This window comes from Arcobacter vandammei (assembly GCF_016106035.1).
GTDB lineage: Bacteria > Campylobacterota > Campylobacteria > Campylobacterales > Arcobacteraceae > Aliarcobacter > Aliarcobacter vandammei.
In genome coordinates this window covers 24,999-43,929 of sequence record NZ_JADKPZ010000014.1, presented here as the reverse complement: position 1 = coordinate 43,929, position 18,931 = coordinate 24,999, and the positions used below count along the sequence as shown (strand labels likewise).

Here is an 18,931-nt window from a genome sequence, read left to right as displayed (position 1 = left end):
AATTCCTAAAATAATCTGAAAACAAACCTTGCTTTTTACTCTTTCACTAAAATTTTCATAATATTACTTTGAAAGATAGAATTAACTCTCTTTTGTCTATAATCTACAAAATAAATCAAAGGTTTTTATATGCATACAGTAAAATTAAAAGTTGATGATAGTGTTTATGGCAATGTTATGTTTCTTTTAAAAAATCTAAAAATTGATGGCTTAGAAATAGAAGAAATTGACAATAAAAAAATAGAAAAGCTATCAAAAAAAATTAAGAAATCACTAAAATCAGAACTTATTGATAAAAGCCACGATGAAATTTTTGATGAACTAACAAAAAAATATGCTAGAAATTAGATATACAAAAAAGTCTTATAAAGATTTAGAAAAATTATTTCAAACTATTTTTAGCGATAAACCAACTGTTGCTTTGGAGTATGTTAATAAATTAAAAAACTACATTCGGCTTTTAGAAACAAATCCTTATATGGGAGTAGATTGTAAGAAAAAAGGTATAAAAGTAGATTGTAAAATACTGATTTTTGAAAATTATAATATCTACTATAAAATAGAAAAAGATTATATAAAGATATTAAAAATACTAAATGCAAGACAAAAGCAGAAATAATGCCACTAGAAAACACAAATTTAGACAAACTAAACTTTGCAAAACTATACAAAAAACAAATCAAAAGCTCTACTTTTAAGAGTAAATCTAGCTCTGATTGGGATAAAAAAGCACAATATTTTAGTCAAAATGTTGTAAATAGCCCATATACAAAAGAGTTTATAAGCAAAATGAACCTAAAAGATTGTGAAACTCTACTTGATGTTGGAAGTGGACCAGCTACGATTTCTTTGGCACTTGCTCCAAAACTAAAAAAGGTTTATGCTCTTGATTATTCAAGTGAAATGTTAAGTTATGCACAACAAAATGCAAAAGAGAAAAATATTGAAAATCTAGTAACCATTCATAAATCTTGGTATGACTCTTGGGAAGATGTCCCAAATGCTGATATAGTCGTAGCTAGCCGTTCTATGGAAGTAAAAAATATAAAAAAAGCATTGCTTAAACTAAACGAAAAAGCAAATAAAAAAGTATATATCACTACAAAGGTTGGTGGAAGTTTTGTGGATAGTGAGATATTAGCTCAAATTCCACGAAAAGTTATTCCAAGACCTGATTATATCTATCTTGTAAACACTTTGCACTCTATGGGAATATTTGCAAAAGTTGATTTTATAAAGACAAAAAACTCAAAATTTGATACACCAAATGAAGATGAATTTATCCAAAGTCTAAAATGGAGTTTGGGATCTTTATCAAAAAAAGAAGAGAAAATTTTAAGAGAGTATTTCAACACTACTTATAAACATAAAGAGCAAAAAGAGTTCTTAACTTGGGCATTTATTTCATGGGAAGTTGAAAAATAATTTAAACTATCAAAGCTATAAAAAGATACCTTGATAGCTTTGATATTACTACTAAAATCACAAATATTTTAAAGTTATATCTTAAAACTCCAGCTACAAAGGTAATTGGATCTCCAATTATTGGTAACCACGCAAAAAGAATGCAAATTGCTCCATACTTATCAAAATACTTTTTTGATAAATTTATATACTTTTCATTTATAAGATTTTTTCTAATTAAAAATTCTTCACCTTTTAAACCCAAATAGTAGTTTAAAATTGAACCTAAACTATTTCCTAAAGTTGCTACAAATAGTAAAATATAAAGATTGTAACCAGCTTTTATATCATAAATAAGCAAAGCTTCACTTCCAAGTGGAAGCAAGGTTGCAGATAAAAATGCTGTAAAAAATAGTATTAGATATGTCATTTTTCTCTTTTATTATAAATTAAAGATATATTAGCTAGAATTCACATCTTTAAAAGTAGCATTGAGAACATAAAGTGTTTTGAATGCTCCTTTTTAGACCCTTTCAAGTTATACTAAAGACAACGCCCCAGGATAGGAATATAGCAAGGCACCTTTTTTATGGTTGTGATTGGGTATCTGGGAAGGAGTACTTTTTTGTACTTCTATTTTTAAAATAAATCCCTAAAATCATCATTTAAAATCAAAAGTTTTTTATCTTTTTTATTATAAATAAATCTTTTATCGCCTTTTTTTATTGCACTAAAAATCATAGATTTTATCTCAATTTCACTCTTATTTGCTCTTTTTAAAAGTGCAAAAAACTCTTTTATAGTGATAAATTCATTTGATTTTGAACTCTCTTTTTTCTCTTCAATTTGTGGTTTATAAATAGCTCTCATCTCATTAAAAGCACTTTGAAGAAGTTTTATTTCACTATTAAAAACTTCAATTATTCTTTTTTGGTTTTTTTCAAGTCTTTCTATTTCCGAAATATACTGTTTTCTCATCCATTTTATTGATTTTTTTAATAGTGAAATTTGTTCATCTTTTGACTCAATTATCTTATCAAAAGCATTAAAATCTAGTTTTGTATTTTGTGCTGAAGTTTGATTGTTTTTTGTAGAATTTTCATCTAAATAGACAAAAATTTTACCATCTTTTTTTTCAGATTTAAGTTGATTTTTTTTAATACGATAGTGAATTCCTTGTAAAGATAGACCTAAAATCTCAGCAGCTTCAGCCGTACTAACTAATCTTTGCAAGGAAATTTCTCTTATATTTTAGAACTATCTATTTCTATTACTGTATGAACATTTCCACGAGGTTTAAAATCTGCAATTACTTTAAGCCATTTTGGTTCAAGCTTAGAATATAGAGTATCAAAAATCTCATTTGCTGAATTCTCATGAGAGATATATCTATTCATAAATGAGTTTATATATATTTTTAGTGCTTTTAACTCAATTACACTTTTATTTGGGATATATTGAATTTTTATTGTTGCAAAATCTGGGTAACCACTTCTTGGGCATTTTGCCATAAATTCTGGTAATTCAATATCTATTGTGTAGTTTTTTTCGTGTTCATTTGGCCAGAAATTTTCAGGACTATTTATATCAAAATCTAAAATCTCTTGTTCACCATATTTTATTGCCATTATCTTTTCCTTTTATACATCTAAATGTTCAACATCTTTTGCATGTGATTCTATATAATTTCTTCTTGGTTCTACTTCATCACCCATAAATAGAGTAAATGTATCACTTGCAGCTTCTGCATCTTCTATTTTTACTCTTAGAAGTCTTCTATTTTCAGGTGTCATTGTTGTTTCCCAAAGTTGCTCAGGATTCATCTCTCCTAAACCTTTATATCTTTGAATATAAGCACCCTTTTTAGCTAAACTTTCAACTTCTTCAAGAAGCTCAATTAAATCTCTTCCATCAAAAAGAGTTAAATCTCTCTCTTTTAGTTTATTGTAGATAAATGTAGATTCACTAAAATATGGAGATGCAAAAAGCTCATCATCAATAATTAACTCTTCAAGTCCCTCTTTTGTTTGAACAAAAAGTTGAATTCTATCATCAGTTAAAGTTTTTGATAAAATATTATGCCCTTTAGCTTCAATAAACTCTTTTACTTTTTCATAAAGTTCGCTAAACTCTAAATTTACTAAATCGCTATTTTCAATTAAATGTTTTAAAACTTCAAGCAAAGAGTATCTTTTTGCTAATTGCTCAAGCATAGCTCTATAACGTGCAACTTGTTTAAATAAATCTAGTAAATCATTATATCCCATACCTTCAAACTCAAAGTTTTCTAAACCATTTTCAATTAAATATGAAGATAAAGCACCATTATCTTTTAAATATATCTCATTTTTACCTTTTTTATATCTATAAAGTGGCGGTTGAGCAATATATAAATAACCTTTTTCAACTACTGGTTTTAAAAATCTAAAGAAAAATGTTAAAAGTAGAGTTTGAATATGGCTACCATCAACATCAGCATCGGTCATAATAATGATTTTATGGTATCTTACTTTCTCTTCATCGAAATCTTCACCAATTCCACAACCTAAAGCTGTAATAATATTTCTAATCTCATCAGATTTTAAAATCTTATCAAGTCTTGATTTTTCAACATTTAAAATTTTTCCTTTTAGTGGTAAAATCGCTTGATAAACTCTATCTCTTCCTTGTTTAGCAGATCCTCCAGCAGAATCTCCCTCAACTAAATATAACTCTTTAATTGTTGGGTCTTTACTTTGACAATCTGCAAGTTTCCCTGGAAGTGTTCCAACACTCATAGAATCTTTTTTTCTAGTAAGTTCTCTAGCTTTTTTTGCAGCTTCGCGTCCACGTGCAGCCATCAAAGATTTTTCCATAACAGCTTTTGCATGAGTTGGATTTTCTTCAAAATATTTATCTAGTGCATCACCTGTTAATTTTTGTGCAATAGGTCTTACATAAGAGCTTCCTAATTTACTCTTTGTTTGCCCTTCAAATTGTGGCTCAGGAACTTTTACAGATACAACTGCAATAAGCCCTTCTCTTACATCATCACCTGTAATTTTTACATCTTTTTCTCTTGCAGCTGCATTTTCGCTTAGATATTTAGAAATAGATCTTGTAAGCCCAGCTTTAAATCCAGCTTCGTGAGTTCCACCATCTATTGTTCTAATATTATTTACAAAAGATAGAGTTTTTTCAATATATGTATCGTTGTACATCATTGCAATATCAACTTCAACACCATCTATTCTATCACTAAAATGCATAACTTCACAAAGAGCAGTTTCTTTATTCATATCAGCAACAAACTGCTTAATTCCACCCTCAAAGTGGTAAACTTCTTTTAATTTATGAGCTTCATCTTCAAGTGTAATAGATATAATTGGATTTAAATAAGCAACTTCTTTAAATCTTTTTTTAAGAATATTAAACTCATATTTTGTAACTTCAAAAATAGTATCATCAACTAAAAATTCAATAACTGTTCCAGTTTTTCGTGGGCTTTCACCAATTACTTCTAAAGGGGCAACAGGAATACCCTCTTTAAACTCTTGAAAGTGAATTTTTCCTTCTCTATAAATTGTCATTTTTAGATGTTTTGATAAAGCATTTACAACTGAAACTCCAACTCCGTGAAGTCCTCCAGAAACTTTATATGTATCTTTATCAAACTTTCCACCAGCATGTAAAACTGTAAGAGCAATAGTTGCTGCACTAATTCCTTCTGTTGGGTGAATTCCAACAGGAATTCCTCTTCCATCATCTTCAATTCTAGCCCATCCATCTTTTGTAAGTGTAACTTTAATATTTCTACAAAATCCAGCCATTGCTTCATCTATTGAGTTATCTACAACTTCATAAATTAAGTGGTGAAGTCCATTTATATTTGTATCACCTATATACATACCTGGTCTTTTTCTAACGGCTTCAAGACCTTTTAAAACTTTAATATTACTAGCACCATACTCTTGTTGTGACATATTTATAAATCCTTAATTAATTTTTATTTTTCTAAAACAATTGGCATTACAACTGTATAAAATTTATCATCTTCTAAATAAAATGGTAAATTTGACTCATTAAATCCTATTTTTACTTTCTCGTTATTTGATGTACTTAAAAAGTCCAAAAGATATTTTGCATTTACAGCTAAATAGAATTCATTTGGAATATTTATATCAATATCAATTTGTGTTGTAGCAACACTATCTTCATCTAAAGATTCAAAAATTATATATTTTGGATTAAATGTAATTTTAATATTTGAAAATAGCGAAGTTACAAGTTTGATAGATTCTACTAATATATTTTTTGGTAATGGAAAATTATATTTTAGACTTGATGGAATAATTCTTTCATAATCTGGATATTTTCCATTTATCAGTTTTGTAAAGAATTTAGTATTTTCATTTGAAACAATTAAATTTGTTTGATCACAATATATTTTTGCATTATCTAAAAATAGTTTTTGAATCTCAATAATTGCTTTTTTTGGAATTATTAATTGCATCTCATCATTTGATATATTTTCTAAATATGATAATGCTAATCTTCTAGTATCAGTTGATACAAAGTTTATTTTTTGACTTTTAATATCTAATAAAGCTCCATTTAACTCAAACTTAGGATTGTTATTATCTATTGATGGAGTTATTTTTTTAATTGAATTAATAAAATTCATAGTAGATATTGATAACTCTTTTAAATTTTCATATTTATTTATAGTTGGATATTCATTTGCATCATAAGTTGGAAGTTTAAATACTGATTTATTTTGTTTTATTACAAGATTATTTCCATTTGCTTCTAAAGTGATATTTTCATTTTTTAATCTTTTAATAATTCCTAAGAAATTATTTCCATTTACTGTTGTTTTTCCATCTTCTATTTCAGAAATACTATCTATTGTAGTTTCTAATCCAATTTCATAATCTGTTGCTTTGATTATTAATTTACCATTTTGTGTCTCTAAATATATATGAGATGTTATTGCACTTGAATCTTTTTTTTCTAAAAAAGGTTGCATTGAAGATATAACATTTTCAAGTATATTTTTTGTAATTACAAACTTCATTTTTTCTCCTATGTTTGTTTATTTTTTAGTAAAAGTAGTAGGTGTATGTGAAAAGATGAAAATATCTCTAAAAGCACTATAAAATCGAAATTTTATATAGTGATTAAAGTTGAAACTATATTCACATCTTTTCACACAACAGTTTAAAACCTTTACTCCTTATTTATAATTTTATTCTTTAAATTTTGAACTACTAGCTTAAAATTTTCATCTTTTTCCATTAATTCATTTGTCTTTTTTATATTATGAGAAATTGAACTATGATCTTTCATCTCTAATACTTTTGCAATATCTGGCATTGAATTTGGTGTTAATTCTCTTGCTAAATAAATTACTACTCTTCTAGCATTTGCAACTGCTACTGTTCGTTTTTTTGATTTAATATCGCTTGGTTTTATATTTAACTCTTTTGATACCATATTTATAATATCTGGAAGTTTAATATTCTCTTTATTCTCTTTTATCTGCTCTTTTAAAAGACCTTGAACCATGGCTAGATTTATCTCTTGATTTAGAAGTGATGCACTTGCATTTATTCTAATAATTACACCTTCAATCTCTCTAATAGAGTTATCAAGACTTGTAGCAATAAAATTTATAATCTCTTTACTTAGTTTTATACCATTTAAATCTGATTTTTTTTCAATAATAGCGATTTTTGTTTCAAGTCCTGGAATTTGAACATCAGCTGTTAATCCCCACTCAAATCTTGATTTTAATCTATCAACTAAACCAGCAATTTGAGAAGGAAGTCTATCACTTGTCATTACAATTTGTTTTTTTGCATTGTGAAGTTCGTTAAATGTGTGAAAAAACTCCTCTTGTGTTTGCTCTTTCCCACTTAAAAACTGAACATCATCTATTAATAAAACATCGCAATTTCTATATTTTGCTCTAAAATGCTCCATACTTTTATTTTTTAAAGAGAATGTAAAATCATTCATAAATTGTTCGATTGTTACATAAATTACAGTTTTACCTTTTTCTAATGCATAATTTCCTATTGCTTGTAAAAGGTGAGTTTTTCCTAAACCAGTTCCACCATAGATAAAAAGTGGGTTATATTGAATTCCAGGTTTAGAAGCAACGGCTAGTGAAGCATTATAAGCCATTTGGTTTGAAGAACCAACGACAAATGAATCAAAAGTGTAAGATGGATTTAAAATTGTGCTCTCTGCTGTTTCATTTTCAACTTGCTCTTTTAAAATCTCTTTTTTTGTCTTTTTTTCACCTGCAAGTTTTATCTCTATTTTTGGTTTAGAGCCATCGTAAGCTTCGAAACAGTGTTGGATTAAATCAGAAAATTTACTTTTTATCCATGATGCTATATATTTGTTATTCACTTCAAAAATAGCAATATTTTCATCAGAAGATACTTTTTTATAAACTAACTGTTTTAAGTATCTTTCATAATCGTTTTGATTTGCTTCTTTTTTGATAAGTTCTAAAAAATCTTTACTTGTCATTTAATCCTAAACTCTTTTCGTGTAATGGTAAATATTATATCTAAAAATTTTATAAAATAGCTTCAAGAAAGCAAAAAGAGTATAAAATGTTGGAAAATAATTATTTGTTCACATAGTGAATAAGTTGTGAATAATTTTTATTACTTAAAAAAATAATTATATAAAACATTCGATATAATCGTATTTTTACAAATGTGAATAAATTTATAAATAAAAGAGTGAAATATTGAAAATATTAGGAATTGACCCAGGAACAAGAAACTGTGGTTATGCAGTTGTTGAAAAAAGTGGAAGAGATTTAAAACTTATTGAAGCAGGGCTTATAAAAATAAAAACTACAATTTTACAAGAGCAAATTGTAGAGATGACAGAGGGAATTGATTTGATATTTAAAGCCCACAATATAGATGAAGTATCAATTGAAGATATGTTTTATGCATTTAATCCAAAAACTGTTATAAAACTAGCACAGTTTAGAGGAGCAATAAGTCTTAAAATCTTACAAAATTTTGGAAATTTTGCTGAATATACTCCACTTCAAGTAAAACAAGCAGTTACAGGAAATGGAAAGGCTACAAAAGAGCAGGTTGCTTTTATGGTTAAAAGGCTTTTGGGAATAAAAAAAGAGATAAAACCACTTGATATAACGGACGCAATAGCAATTGCTTTAACTCATGCTCAAAGAGTAAAAAATTAATAAATTAAAGGAAAAATAGATGAAAAAAATAGGAATTTTAGCTTCATACAATGGAAGTGGTTTTGAGATAATACAAAAAGCAATAGAGCAAGGCATTTTAGATGCAAAAGTGTGTGTGATTATCACAAATAACTCAAATGCAGGAGTTCTTGAAAAAGCTTCAAAATATGGTATAGAATCTTTTGTAATAAATAAAAATCTATTTCCAGATGAAAACTTAGATTTAAAAATAGCACAAACTTTAAAAAAGTTTGATTGTGATTATATATTTTTATCTGGATATATGAAAAAAATTGAGGAGAATTTGTTAAAAACTTTTCCAAAAAAAATCATAAATACTCACCCTGCAATTTTACCTTCAATTTATGGAGGAGCTGGGATGTATGGGCATTTTGTGCATGAAGCTGTTGTAAAAAATGGTGAGAAAAAATCAGGTGTTACAATTCACTATATAGATGAAAATTATGATGAGGGTGAAACAATTTTAATAAAAGAGTTGGAATTAAATGAAAATGAAACGGCTGAGAGTTTAGAAAATAGAATAAAAGAGCTTGAAAAAACTGCTATTGTTGAAGCATTTAAAGTTGTATTAGATAAAAAAATTAAGTAAAATTTATTTTACTTAATTATAAAAATGATTTATAAATCAAGAATAAATAAATATATTAATAAAAGATTAATAACTAAGTATATAAAATATAATACAAAATTATAAAGGTGCTCAAATGTTTAAAAATCTTAGTACAAAAACTAAACTTTTATCCTTTCCTATTTTAGTTATTTTAATAGCTTTGATTGTAGCTTTTGTATATACAAGTTCAATGAACTATATAGAAGAGAGAACACAAATTGCTACTAAAACTGAAAGTAGTGTAAAAGAGTTATTAGAAGCTAGAATTACAGTTTATCAATTTATGCTTGATTCAACTCTTGAAAAGAAAGAGTTTGTTGTAAAAGAGTTTAATGAATTAAAAAAAGTTTTACTTGATTTAAAAACTCAATTTCAATCTGAAAAAAATAGAAAAATAGCAGATGAAAATATTGCTATGGTTGATGATTATCTTTCTAGCTTTGAGATTATGGCAAAAATCAAAATGAGTGATAATAGTTCAGAGTCAAATGCTAAACTTGAAAATATGGTTTCAGGAATGATACAAGTTGCAAAAAAACTTGAAGATAGTATTTTATCTTTAAATATTGATGTAAATGAGAGAAAAGATAAAGCCATAAAAAATCTTACTACAGAATTATCTCTTATTGGGATTTTTGCAATTTCAATATTTATATTAATTTCAATTTTTATCTCAAATAATATTATAAAATCTCTAGGAAATTTTAAAGCAGGACTTTTAAGCTTCTTTAACTTTTTAAATAGAAAAAGTGATAATGTTATGACTTTGGATGACTCTTCAAAAGATGAGTTTGGAGAGATGGCAAAACTTATAAACGAAAATATAGATATTGTTCAAGATACAATAGAAAAAGATAATGAGTTAATAGATGAAGCAAAAGCTGTAATGATAAGAGTAAGAAATGGTTGGTATTCACAAACTATAGATAAATCAACTCCAAATAATTCATTAAATGAGTTTAAAAATGAGCTAAATGATATGATAAATCATACAAAAGATAGATTTGTTCATATAAATGAAGTTTTAGCTTCTTACTCAAATTATGATTATAGACCTGTTTTGGAATTAGGAAAAGATGATGAAGAGGGTGGAGTTCTTGAAAAGATGATTACAGGAATAAATACACTTCAAGCTGCAATTAGCACCATGTTAAAAGATAGTTTAGGAAGTGGTGTAAGACTTGAAGACTCTTCAAAAATATTAATTCAAAATGTAAATACATTAAATACAAGTGCAAATGAAGCAGCTGCTTCATTAGAGGAAACAGCAGCTGCTCTTGAAGAGATTACAAGTACAGTTGTAAATAATACAAATAATGTTTTAAAAATGCAAGATTATTCAAATCAAGTTTCAAATTCTGCAAAAACTGGTCAAGGAATGGCTAGAAATACTGCAATTGCTATGGAAGAAATCACAAATCAAGTAAATAATATAAATGAAGCAATTGCTGTAATTGACCAAATTGCATTTCAAACAAATATTTTATCTTTAAATGCCGCTGTTGAAGCAGCAACAGCTGGAGAAGCTGGAAAAGGATTTGCTGTTGTTGCAGGAGAGGTTAGAAATCTGGCAAGTAGAAGTGCTGAAGCTGCTAAAGAGATTAAAAATATTGTTGAAATTGCAACATCAAAAGCACAAGAAGGAAAAAATATATCTGATTCTATGATAAAAGGATATGAAGATTTATTATCAAATATTGAAAAATCTGCTTCTATGATAGTTGAAATTTCAAATGCTTCTAAAGAGCAACAAAGTGGAATTTCTCAAATAAATGATGCTGTTACAATGCTTGACCAACAAACTCAACAAAATGCTGCAATTGCAGCAAGAACTCATGAAATTGCAAATGATACAGATGCAATTTCAAAACATATTGTTCAAGATGTAATGGAAAAAAGCTTTTTAGGTAAAGATGAAGTTGTTGCACAAGCTAGAAAATCAACAAGTAATGAGACAAAAAATGTTACTAAGAATATCTCTTACAATGAACCAAAATCAGTAAAAAAAGTTGAACCTGTAAAATCAAAATCAAATGATGATGAGTGGGAGAGCTTTTAGAATAAAATGGGGAAACCCATTTTATTTCATTTCTTTTTTCTAAAAAATATATCTTTAAATACTAAAATTATAGAGATAATTCCCAAAATATTCATAACAATCCCAGCTTCAAAACCTTTATAGTAGCAAATAGCAAGATAGATTAAAATTGGGTATTTAAGAAAATAGAAAAATATAATAAAACTACCATATATTTTATTCACTAAAATTTCCACCTAAAGTTTTAAAAATTTCAACTCTATTTTCTAACTCTTCAAGATAGGTATTTATCAAAGTTTTTTGTGAAGTTATATATGATTTTTGTGCAACTAACATATTTAAGTAGCTTCCATAACCGACTTTATAAGAGTTTAAAGCAATATTGTAAGCTTCTTCTACTGAAGCTGTAAGCTCTTTTTGATTTTGCAGTTTTGTATAGATATTTTTTCGCACTACTAAAGCATCATTTACCTCTTTAAAAGCTGTTTGAATACCTTTTTGATACTCAGCCAAAGCTATCTCTTTTTGAGTTTCACTTAGTTTTAATTTTGCACTATTTTCACCTGCATTAAATATTGGAATGTTTATAGATGGGCTTATTTGCCAAAAACTATTTGAACTTGAAAAAAGATTATTTAAACTAGAACTAGAAAATCCAGTATTTGCTGTTAGGCTAATACTTGGAAAAAATGCAGCTCTTGCTGCTCCAATATTTGCATTTTTTGATTTTAATTTATACTCTAACTCTTTTATATCTGGTCTATTTAGAATTATTTTTGAACTAATTCCAGCTTTTACTAAAGCTAAGTAGCTATCATCTTTTTTTAAGCTTTTTGGAAGTAAATCTTCAGAAACTTGTCTGCCTAAAAGAAGTTCAAGAGAGTTTATATCTATTTGTACTTGATTTTCATACTCTAGTATTTGGTTTTGACTCTCTTTTAGTGTGGCAAGACTTGAAAGAACCTCTTCTTTACTTATAACTCCAGCTTGGAATTTTTTATTTGTAAGCTCATAAACACTATTTAGATTTTTATCTATCTCTTTTTGTAAAGCTAAATTCTCAAGATTTGTTGCAAGGCTTAAATAGGAGTTTATAGTTTGAGAAATAAGGCTTAGTTTGGTTGAACTAAGTGCATATTGTGTAGCAAAAAAGCTATTTTTGGCAACATCGCTTAAACTTCTATTTTTTCCAAACAGATCAAGCTCAAAAACCGTTCCAACACTAGCTTTATATTTGTTGCTTATTTGCTCATTCTCTTTTGTTCTATTTAAACTTCCATTTGCATCTATTTTAGGGAAAAGATTTGATTTTTCAATTCTATATAGAGCTTTTGATTGCTCAATATTTAAAATAGCAACTCTTATATCTTTGTTATTTTCAAGAGTAAGTTCTATAATAGATTTTAAATTTGAATCTAGTAAAAAATCATTTAAACTTAGCTCTTTTGTATCTTCTATTTGTTGATAGTTTTTAAAATTTTCAGGTATAACATTTTCATTTCTTAAATCTAAATTTGGAGCTAATGATACACAAGAGCTGAAAAATAGAGTAAAAAATGTAAGGCTTAGAGATTTTTTAAACATTTTTTACCTCTTTTTCAAATATTTTTTTAATAATTACAAAAAATAGTGGTACAAAAAATATTGCTAAAATTGTAGCACTTATTGTTCCACCTAAAATTGCCGTTCCTATTGCAATTCTACTATTTGCTCCTGCTCCACTTGAAATTGCCAAAGGAATAATTCCTGCAATAAAAGCTAGTGAAGTCATAATTATTGGTCTTAGTCTTAATTTAGCACCTTGAATAGCTGCTTCAACTAAATTCATACCATTGCTATATGCACTATTAATAAACTCAACTATTAAAATGGCATTTTTACTAGCCAATCCCATAACAGCCAAAAGAGCTACTTGAAAATATACATCGTTACTTAAATCTCGTAAATATATAGATAAAACTGCTCCTAAAACTCCTAAAGGAACAACTAAAAGTACAGAAAAAGGAACACTCCAGCTCTCATATAAAGCTGCAAGACATAAGAAAATAACTAAAAGAGAGATAGAGTATAAAACCAAAGTTTGATTACTTGCTATTTTTTCTTGATAAGAAGCTCCACTATATTCGTGCATTATACCACTTCCAAGAGTTGAAGCTAGTTTATCCATCTCATTCATAGCATCTCCAGAACTAACTTTTTGTGCTGCACTTCCTTGTATTTCATAAGAGATAAAGCCATTAAATCTTGTTAGCTCTTCTGGTGCATAAACCCAAGAAAAAGAGCTAAATTCACTAAAAGCAGTCATAGTTCCATGGTTATTTCTTACTTTCCATTTGTATAAATCTTCAGGTGTACTTCTATAAGGTGCATCTGCTTGAATATAAACTCTTTTTACTCTAGTTTTATCTATATAATCATTTACATAAGTTCCACCCCAAGCAGCACTTAAAGTACTATCTATATCGCTTAAACTAAGACCTAAAGCTAAGGCTTTATTTGTATCATAAGAGATTTTAAGCTGAGGTGATTCTTCTGTTCCATCTGCTCTTACTGAGTTTATTTTTGGATTACTTTTTGCATCTTCTACTAGCTTATCTTTGGCAATTTTCAACTCATCTCTAGTTAGTTTTGAACTAGCTAATAACTGAAATTCAAATCCATCACTACTTCCTAAACCTTGAATAACACTAGGATTTATAGTAAATACCCTTGCATCTCTTATAAAATATTTGCTATTTGGGTTGTTAAAAGCTTTTGTTGCTCTTTTACTAATCTCATCAACATGATTGTTTTTATCTCTTAAGTCCCAATTTTTTAAAGATAAAAAAGCTGTTCCTACATTTTGCCCACTACTACGACTACTAAAACCAGAAATTGTAAAAATTGTATTTAAAGCATCGGCTTCTTCTATCATAAAGTAATCTCTTATAATATTTGCTACATCGACAGTTCTTTGTGCAACTGCACCAACAGGAAGAGTAAACTGTACCATTAAACTTCCTTGATCCTCTTTTGGTAAAAAACTAGTTGGAAGTTTTATAAAAATATAGCTTGAAGCTACAATAATAGCAAGATAAAATATTAACCATCTTTTTGGTTTTAAAAGGATTTTTTCTACCCAAGAGCTATATTTTTTTGTAAAGCTTGTAAATTTCTCTTCAAAAGAGTGCATAAAGCCACTATTTTTATTATTTTCTTCTTCTTTTGAATGAGGTTTTAAAATAGTTGCACATAGTGCTGGAGTTAAAGTAAGTGCTACAATAACTGATAAAACCATAGAAGAGATTATTGTAATTGAAAATTGTCTATAAATTATTCCTGTACTTCCACTAAAAAATGCCATAGGTAAGAATACAACACTTAGAACTGTTGTAATTCCTATTAAAGCACTTGTTACTTCATTCATTGATAAAATTGTTGCTTCTTTTGGGCTTAAGTTTTTTTCATTCATATTTCTTTCAACATTTTCAACTACAACAATAGCATCATCAACTAAAAGTCCAATTGCTAAAACCAAAGCAAACATTGTAAGAGTATTTATTGTATATCCAAAGATATTTAAAATAGCAAAAGTTCCCAAAAGTACAACAGGTACAGCAATTGCTGGAATAAGTGTTGCTCTAAAGCTCTTTAAGAATAAAAACATCACTAACACAACCAAAACAATAGCTTCAATTAGAGTCTTTACAACCTCATTTATAGAAGCTTTGATAAAAGATGTTGTATCTCTAGGATAGGCAATTTTATAACCATCAGGAAGAAGAGTTTGGGCATTTTCTAAAAACTCTTTTACCCTATTTGAAGTTGCAACTGCATTTGCTCCACTTGCTAGTTGTATAGATATTCCAGAAGCTGGAAAACCATTTAATGCTGTAACATTGTTATAGCTTTGAGCTCCTATTTCAACTCTTGCTATATCTTTTATCTTTACACTGCTTCCATCTAAATTTGATTTTAAAACTATATTTTCAAACTCTTGTACATTTTCAAACATATTTCTAGCAGTTACAACAACAGAGAGTTGCTGTTTATCCAAAGTTGGCATAGCTCCCAGTCTTCCAGCACTTGCTTGTGAGTTTTGAGCATTTATTGCATTTTGCACATCTTTTGGAATTAAAGAGTATTTTTCAAGCTTATATGGGTCTAGCCAAATTCTCATAGCATAAGAACCACCAAAAACCTGCACATCTCCAACCCCATCAATTCTTGAGATGCTATCTTGTAAATTACTTACTAAAAAGTCGCTAATATCTGTTTTATCTGCTTTTCCTGTTGAGTCATAAATACTTGCCATCATCAAAAAATCACTTTGAGATTTAAAGACTCTAACACCTTGTCTTTGTACATCATCAGGAAGTCTTGAAAGCACTTGATTTACTTTATTTTGTACTTGAACTTGTGCAATATCAGCATTTACTTCTTGAGAAAATGTGATTGTAATTTTTGAGTTCCCAGCGGAACTTGAACTTGAAGAGAAATATAACATTCCATCAAGACCAGTTAGCTGTTGCTCTATTATTTGGGTTACACTATTTTCAACAGTTTTGGCATCAGCACCACCATATGAAGTGCTTATATTTATTTGAGGAGGAACAATATCAGGATACTGCTCAACTGGTAAAATATAAAGGCTTACAACTCCACTAATCATAATAATAAGTGAAATAACCCAAGCAAAAATGGGTCTAAAAATAAAAAACTTTGCAATCATCTTTTAATCTTTATATTCTGTATTTAAATCTTTAGGACTTACTATTGTTCTTGTATTTATTTTGTTTAAGCCCTCAATAATAACTCTATCATTTTCACTAATATTATCCAAAATAAGCCATTTATCATCTACTGCTCTTTCTATTTTTACTATTTTTGTGATAGTTTTATTTTCATCTGTAATTAGAGTTAAAATAGGATTTGCTTTTTGGTCTCTTAAAACTGCTTTTTGTGGAACTAAAAAGGCTTCAACTTTTTTATCACTTTGTAAAGTTGCCTTTGTCATCATACCTGAAAGTAAAAGATTATTTGGGTTTGGAAAAACTGCTCTTAAAGTTACAGTTTGACTACTCTCATCAACACTTAGCTCTTTTGCTTCAAGTTTTCCTTTTAGTGGGTATTCTTGCCCATTATCAAAGCTAAGAGTTACATCTATATTATTATTAAAATCGATAAGATTTCGCAAATTTAAAATTTGATTATAAGATTGTGTTAAATCTACAAAAATAGTTTGAGTATCTTTTATATTTACAAGTTCATCACTTTGATTTGCATTTACCAAAGCCCCAACAGTTACATTTGAAATACCAATATATCCACTAATTGGTGCTTTTATAAGAGTTCTATTTAAATCTATTTTTGCACTTTCAAGCTCTGCACCTCTTTGTTCAACTAAAGCTTTTGCTTGAAGATATGAGGCTTTTATATCATCTACTTCTTGTTTTGATATACCGTCAAATTTTAGAAGTTCTTCTGCTCTTTTACTCTTTGCTTCACTACTTATAAGTGAAGCTTTTGCACTATTTAATAAAGCTTGAGCTTGATTTACACTTGCTTTATAAGTTGAGCTTTCTATTGTGTATAAAATATCGCCCTTTTTTACAAAGCTTCCATCTACAAAATTTTGTTTTTCAATAATTCCACTTATTTGTGGTCTTATTTGTGCCATCTCTTTTGCTTTTACTTTTCCTATTAGCTCTACTTCTAGGTTTACAGGCTCTTTTTTTAGATTTATAAATCCAACTTCAATTGGCATTTGATTTTGTGTTTTTTGCTCTTTTTGTTCACATGATATAAAAAAAAGAGAAAAGAAGATTAATAAAATAGCTTTAATATGGTTCAAAATATCTTACCTTAAAATGATTTTTTTGGATTTTATAATATCTTTATTAACCAAATTTTAATATTAAATATCATTCTGAAAAACAACAACTCTATCTCTTCCATCTTGTTTTGCTTTGTATAAAGCTTTGTCAGCATCTGATACAATATCTTCTGCTTTATTATGTTCATTATTGAAATTTGCAATCCCAAGGCTAATAGTTAAATTCTCTGGATAAGTTTTAAATTTATATAATTTTACAGCTTGATTTATATTATATGCCAAAGACTTTGCACCATTAATATTTGTATTTGGGCATATAATTAAAAACTCTTCTCCTCCCCATCTACCAAATGTATCAGTAGCTCTAGTACAAGATTTTATAATTTGTGCAACTTCAACTAAAACATCATCACCAATATGGTGACCAAAATTATCATTTACCTTTTTAAAAAAATCAATATCAAGCATAATTACACAAAAAACTGTATCGTATCTTTTGCTTCTAATAAATTCACTATTTAAAACTGAATCTAGTTTTACTCTATTATAGATATTTGTTAGTTTATCTGTAATTGATAATCTTTCTAACTCTTCATTTTTCTGTTTTAACTCTTTTGTTCTACTCTCAACAATTTGTTCAAGGGAGTTTTGGTATTTAAAAATTGAATTAGCCATATCTTTAAATGCTCTTGAAAGGAGATTTACCTCTATTGTTGAAGCTTCTACACCAACTACACCTTCATAATTTCTATTTTTTATATTATTTATCTGTTCTACAAGATTATAAATAGGGTTTATAATCTTATTTGAAAAAAGAATAATTATTGGGAATATAATAAGAGTTGTTATTGCAAATATCATTAGTAGAGCTAGACTTTGAGATCTATATGGCTCTAAAGATTTATTATAATCTGCAAAAATCCCAAGATAATTAAATCCATAATCTGTTTTGATTTTATTAACTTGAACTATATATTTTTTAGAATTAATGTTTAAAACTTGAGCTTCAGTAAATATTGAAAAATCTTTGTTCTCTCTATAAAACTCATTTATTAAACTTAAATCTTGATTTAAAGATGAGACTACAAGTCCATCTTCATTAAATAAGAAAACATCCATATAGTCATTTTCAATATGATTTGTAGAAATATGGCTAAAATAATCACTTAATAAATCCAAGGCTATAACATTTTTACTTTTTGCTATTTTTTTTGCATAAGTAAAACCCATAGTATCAATTGTGTAAAATTTATAAGGGTCTGTTTTAATAGGAAAATTACTATCTATAGCTTTTATATACCAAGGTCTTGATTTTGGATTAAAGCTTGTATTTTCAGTAGTTTGAGAATTTATATTCAAATCTTTATCTAGTAAAATAATATCTCTAATACCTTTGTTATTTGGCTTCATCTCTATTTTTAACCATCTATCATTTTCATTTGCATTATAAAATGCTCTTAAATTTTTATGGCTATTTAGATTTATTACTTGAAAAAAACTATTATCTTCATAGCCAGAATAAATAGAGTAGATATAAGGATGGGATTTTAAAACATTTACATAAAGTTCCAAATGTGGTGTTTTGTCATTCATTAAACTTAACATATTTATTGTATCAAAATTTGAATTTTCATCATTTTGTATAGCTGTAGAGATATTTTGTGTAAGTCCATGAAGTTTTAAGTCTATACTTTCCAAAGATGTTTTTTCACTAAAATAGAATAGTTGAATACCAACAATAGATATTAGAATTAAAGAAATAATAAAAAAAAGCGATAAAATAGTTCCTCTTAAAGAAAAACTTCTTTTTATAAAACCTAACAT

At 27.6% G+C, this 18,931-nt stretch carries 17 protein-coding genes and 1 other RNA gene; 7 read left to right on the top strand and 11 right to left on the bottom strand.

Annotation, left to right across the window (positions count from 1 at the left end; all coding sequences use genetic code 11):
- Positions 1 to 129 precede the first annotated feature (129 nt).
- From IQC44_RS08800 to IQC44_RS08790, 3 genes are read left to right on the top strand one after another with little or no spacing between them, the layout of a single operon-like run.
- Positions 130 to 348, top strand: coding sequence for a hypothetical protein (locus tag IQC44_RS08800; RefSeq protein ID WP_198305993.1), 219 nt, complete (start codon positions 130 to 132; stop codon positions 346 to 348).
- Positions 335 to 619: a type II toxin-antitoxin system RelE/ParE family toxin gene (locus IQC44_RS08795; protein WP_198305992.1), complete on the top strand. Its 285-nt coding sequence runs from the start codon at positions 335 to 337 to the stop codon at positions 617 to 619. The genes IQC44_RS08800 and IQC44_RS08795 overlap by 14 nt, the downstream gene beginning before the upstream one ends.
- On the top strand, positions 619 to 1,425 hold the full coding sequence (locus tag IQC44_RS08790; RefSeq protein ID WP_198305991.1) for a class I SAM-dependent methyltransferase: 807 nt from the start codon (positions 619 to 621) through the stop codon (positions 1,423 to 1,425). The genes IQC44_RS08795 and IQC44_RS08790 overlap by 1 nt, the downstream gene beginning before the upstream one ends.
- A gap of 1 nt (position 1,426) precedes the next feature.
- Here IQC44_RS08790 and IQC44_RS08785 read toward each other — a convergent pair whose 3' ends face one another.
- Complete coding sequence (locus IQC44_RS08785; protein ID WP_198305990.1) at positions 1,427 to 1,834, bottom strand: YqaA family protein; 408 nt, start codon at positions 1,832 to 1,834, stop codon at positions 1,427 to 1,429.
- 90 nt (positions 1,835 to 1,924) lie between these two features.
- On the opposite strand from IQC44_RS08785, the gene ffs reads away from it, so the two are divergent.
- Positions 1,925 to 2,021: signal recognition particle sRNA small type (ffs, locus tag IQC44_RS08780), an RNA gene on the top strand.
- 22 nt (positions 2,022 to 2,043) lie between these two features.
- Here the strand turns inward: ffs and IQC44_RS08775 are convergent.
- From IQC44_RS08775 to dnaA, 5 genes are all read right to left on the bottom strand, one after another.
- Positions 2,044 to 2,637, bottom strand: a complete 594-nt coding sequence (locus IQC44_RS08775) for a DNA-binding protein (protein WP_198305989.1) — start codon at positions 2,635 to 2,637, stop codon at positions 2,044 to 2,046.
- A gap of 11 nt (positions 2,638 to 2,648) precedes the next feature.
- Positions 2,649 to 3,026 carry a preQ(1) synthase gene (gene queF / locus IQC44_RS08770; protein ID WP_198306024.1) on the bottom strand — a complete coding sequence of 126 codons (378 nt, stop codon included), beginning with the start codon at positions 3,024 to 3,026 and terminating at the stop codon, positions 2,649 to 2,651.
- A gap of 18 nt (positions 3,027 to 3,044) precedes the next feature.
- Positions 3,045 to 5,366 carry a DNA topoisomerase (ATP-hydrolyzing) subunit B gene (gyrB, locus tag IQC44_RS08765; RefSeq protein WP_198305988.1) on the bottom strand — a complete coding sequence of 774 codons (2,322 nt, stop codon included), beginning with the start codon at positions 5,364 to 5,366 and terminating at the stop codon, positions 3,045 to 3,047.
- A 23-nt stretch (positions 5,367 to 5,389) separates the two neighbouring features.
- Positions 5,390 to 6,460, bottom strand: a complete 1,071-nt coding sequence (gene dnaN / locus IQC44_RS08760; RefSeq protein ID WP_198305987.1) for a DNA polymerase III subunit beta — start codon at positions 6,458 to 6,460, stop codon at positions 5,390 to 5,392.
- 152 nt (positions 6,461 to 6,612) lie between these two features.
- The gene (gene dnaA / locus IQC44_RS08755; RefSeq protein ID WP_198305986.1) at positions 6,613 to 7,926 is read right to left on the bottom strand and encodes a chromosomal replication initiator protein DnaA; all 1,314 of its coding nucleotides are present in this window, start codon (positions 7,924 to 7,926) and stop codon (positions 6,613 to 6,615) included.
- A 226-nt stretch (positions 7,927 to 8,152) separates the two neighbouring features.
- Between dnaA and ruvC the strand changes: the two genes are divergently transcribed.
- The 3 genes from ruvC (at position 8,153) to IQC44_RS08740 (ending at position 11,313) form a co-directional block, all read left to right on the top strand.
- Positions 8,153 to 8,623, top strand: a complete 471-nt coding sequence (ruvC, locus tag IQC44_RS08750; RefSeq protein WP_198305985.1) for a crossover junction endodeoxyribonuclease RuvC — start codon at positions 8,153 to 8,155, stop codon at positions 8,621 to 8,623.
- Positions 8,624 to 8,642: 19 nt separating this feature from the next.
- The gene (purN, locus tag IQC44_RS08745) at positions 8,643 to 9,233 is read left to right on the top strand and encodes a phosphoribosylglycinamide formyltransferase (RefSeq protein ID WP_198305984.1); all 591 of its coding nucleotides are present in this window, start codon (positions 8,643 to 8,645) and stop codon (positions 9,231 to 9,233) included.
- A gap of 115 nt (positions 9,234 to 9,348) precedes the next feature.
- A complete protein-coding gene (locus IQC44_RS08740; RefSeq protein ID WP_198305983.1) occupies positions 9,349 to 11,313 on the top strand; it encodes a methyl-accepting chemotaxis protein in 1,965 nt (654 codons plus the stop codon).
- A gap of 26 nt (positions 11,314 to 11,339) precedes the next feature.
- Here IQC44_RS08740 and IQC44_RS08735 read toward each other — a convergent pair whose 3' ends face one another.
- The 5 genes from IQC44_RS08735 to IQC44_RS08715 form a co-directional block, all read right to left on the bottom strand.
- Positions 11,340 to 11,516, bottom strand: coding sequence for a hypothetical protein (locus IQC44_RS08735; RefSeq protein ID WP_198305982.1), 177 nt, complete (start codon positions 11,514 to 11,516; stop codon positions 11,340 to 11,342).
- Entirely contained in the window at positions 11,509 to 12,876 is a 1,368-nt protein-coding gene (locus tag IQC44_RS08730; RefSeq protein ID WP_198305981.1) for an efflux transporter outer membrane subunit, read from the bottom strand. Before IQC44_RS08730 ends, IQC44_RS08735 begins: the two co-directional genes overlap by 8 nt.
- Positions 12,869 to 16,003, bottom strand: coding sequence for an efflux RND transporter permease subunit (locus IQC44_RS08725; protein WP_198305980.1), 3,135 nt, complete (start codon positions 16,001 to 16,003; stop codon positions 12,869 to 12,871). Before IQC44_RS08725 ends, IQC44_RS08730 begins: the two co-directional genes overlap by 8 nt.
- 3 nt (positions 16,004 to 16,006) lie before the next feature.
- Positions 16,007 to 17,125, bottom strand: a complete 1,119-nt coding sequence (locus IQC44_RS08720) for an efflux RND transporter periplasmic adaptor subunit (protein ID WP_228286311.1) — start codon at positions 17,123 to 17,125, stop codon at positions 16,007 to 16,009.
- A 63-nt stretch (positions 17,126 to 17,188) separates the two neighbouring features.
- Positions 17,189 to 18,931 carry a sensor domain-containing diguanylate cyclase gene (locus IQC44_RS08715; protein ID WP_198305979.1) on the bottom strand — a complete coding sequence of 581 codons (1,743 nt, stop codon included), beginning with the start codon at positions 18,929 to 18,931 and terminating at the stop codon, positions 17,189 to 17,191.

What these genes read in the sequence shown, in the direction of transcription:
- IQC44_RS08800 (WP_198305993.1), top strand. Translation starts at nt 130, where the DNA reads ATGCATACAGTAAAATTAAAAGTTGATGATAGTGTTTATGGCAATGTT.
- IQC44_RS08795 (WP_198305992.1), top strand. Translation starts at nt 335, where the DNA reads ATGCTAGAAATTAGATATACAAAAAAGTCTTATAAAGATTTAGAAAAA.
- IQC44_RS08790 (WP_198305991.1), top strand. Translation starts at nt 619, where the DNA reads ATGCCACTAGAAAACACAAATTTAGACAAACTAAACTTTGCAAAACTA.
- IQC44_RS08785 (WP_198305990.1), bottom strand. Translation starts at nt 1,834, where the DNA reads ATGACATATCTAATACTATTTTTTACAGCATTTTTATCTGCAACCTTG.
- gyrB (WP_198305988.1), bottom strand. Translation starts at nt 5,366, where the DNA reads ATGTCACAACAAGAGTATGGTGCTAGTAATATTAAAGTTTTAAAAGGT.
- dnaN (WP_198305987.1), bottom strand. Translation starts at nt 6,460, where the DNA reads ATGAAGTTTGTAATTACAAAAAATATACTTGAAAATGTTATATCTTCA.
- dnaA (WP_198305986.1), bottom strand. Translation starts at nt 7,926, where the DNA reads ATGACAAGTAAAGATTTTTTAGAACTTATCAAAAAAGAAGCAAATCAA.
- purN (WP_198305984.1), top strand. Translation starts at nt 8,643, where the DNA reads ATGAAAAAAATAGGAATTTTAGCTTCATACAATGGAAGTGGTTTTGAG.
- IQC44_RS08740 (WP_198305983.1), top strand. Translation starts at nt 9,349, where the DNA reads ATGTTTAAAAATCTTAGTACAAAAACTAAACTTTTATCCTTTCCTATT.
- IQC44_RS08730 (WP_198305981.1), bottom strand. Translation starts at nt 12,876, where the DNA reads ATGTTTAAAAAATCTCTAAGCCTTACATTTTTTACTCTATTTTTCAGC.
- IQC44_RS08725 (WP_198305980.1), bottom strand. Translation starts at nt 16,003, where the DNA reads ATGATTGCAAAGTTTTTTATTTTTAGACCCATTTTTGCTTGGGTTATT.
- IQC44_RS08715 (WP_198305979.1), bottom strand. Translation starts at nt 18,931, where the DNA reads ATGTTAGGTTTTATAAAAAGAAGTTTTTCTTTAAGAGGAACTATTTTA.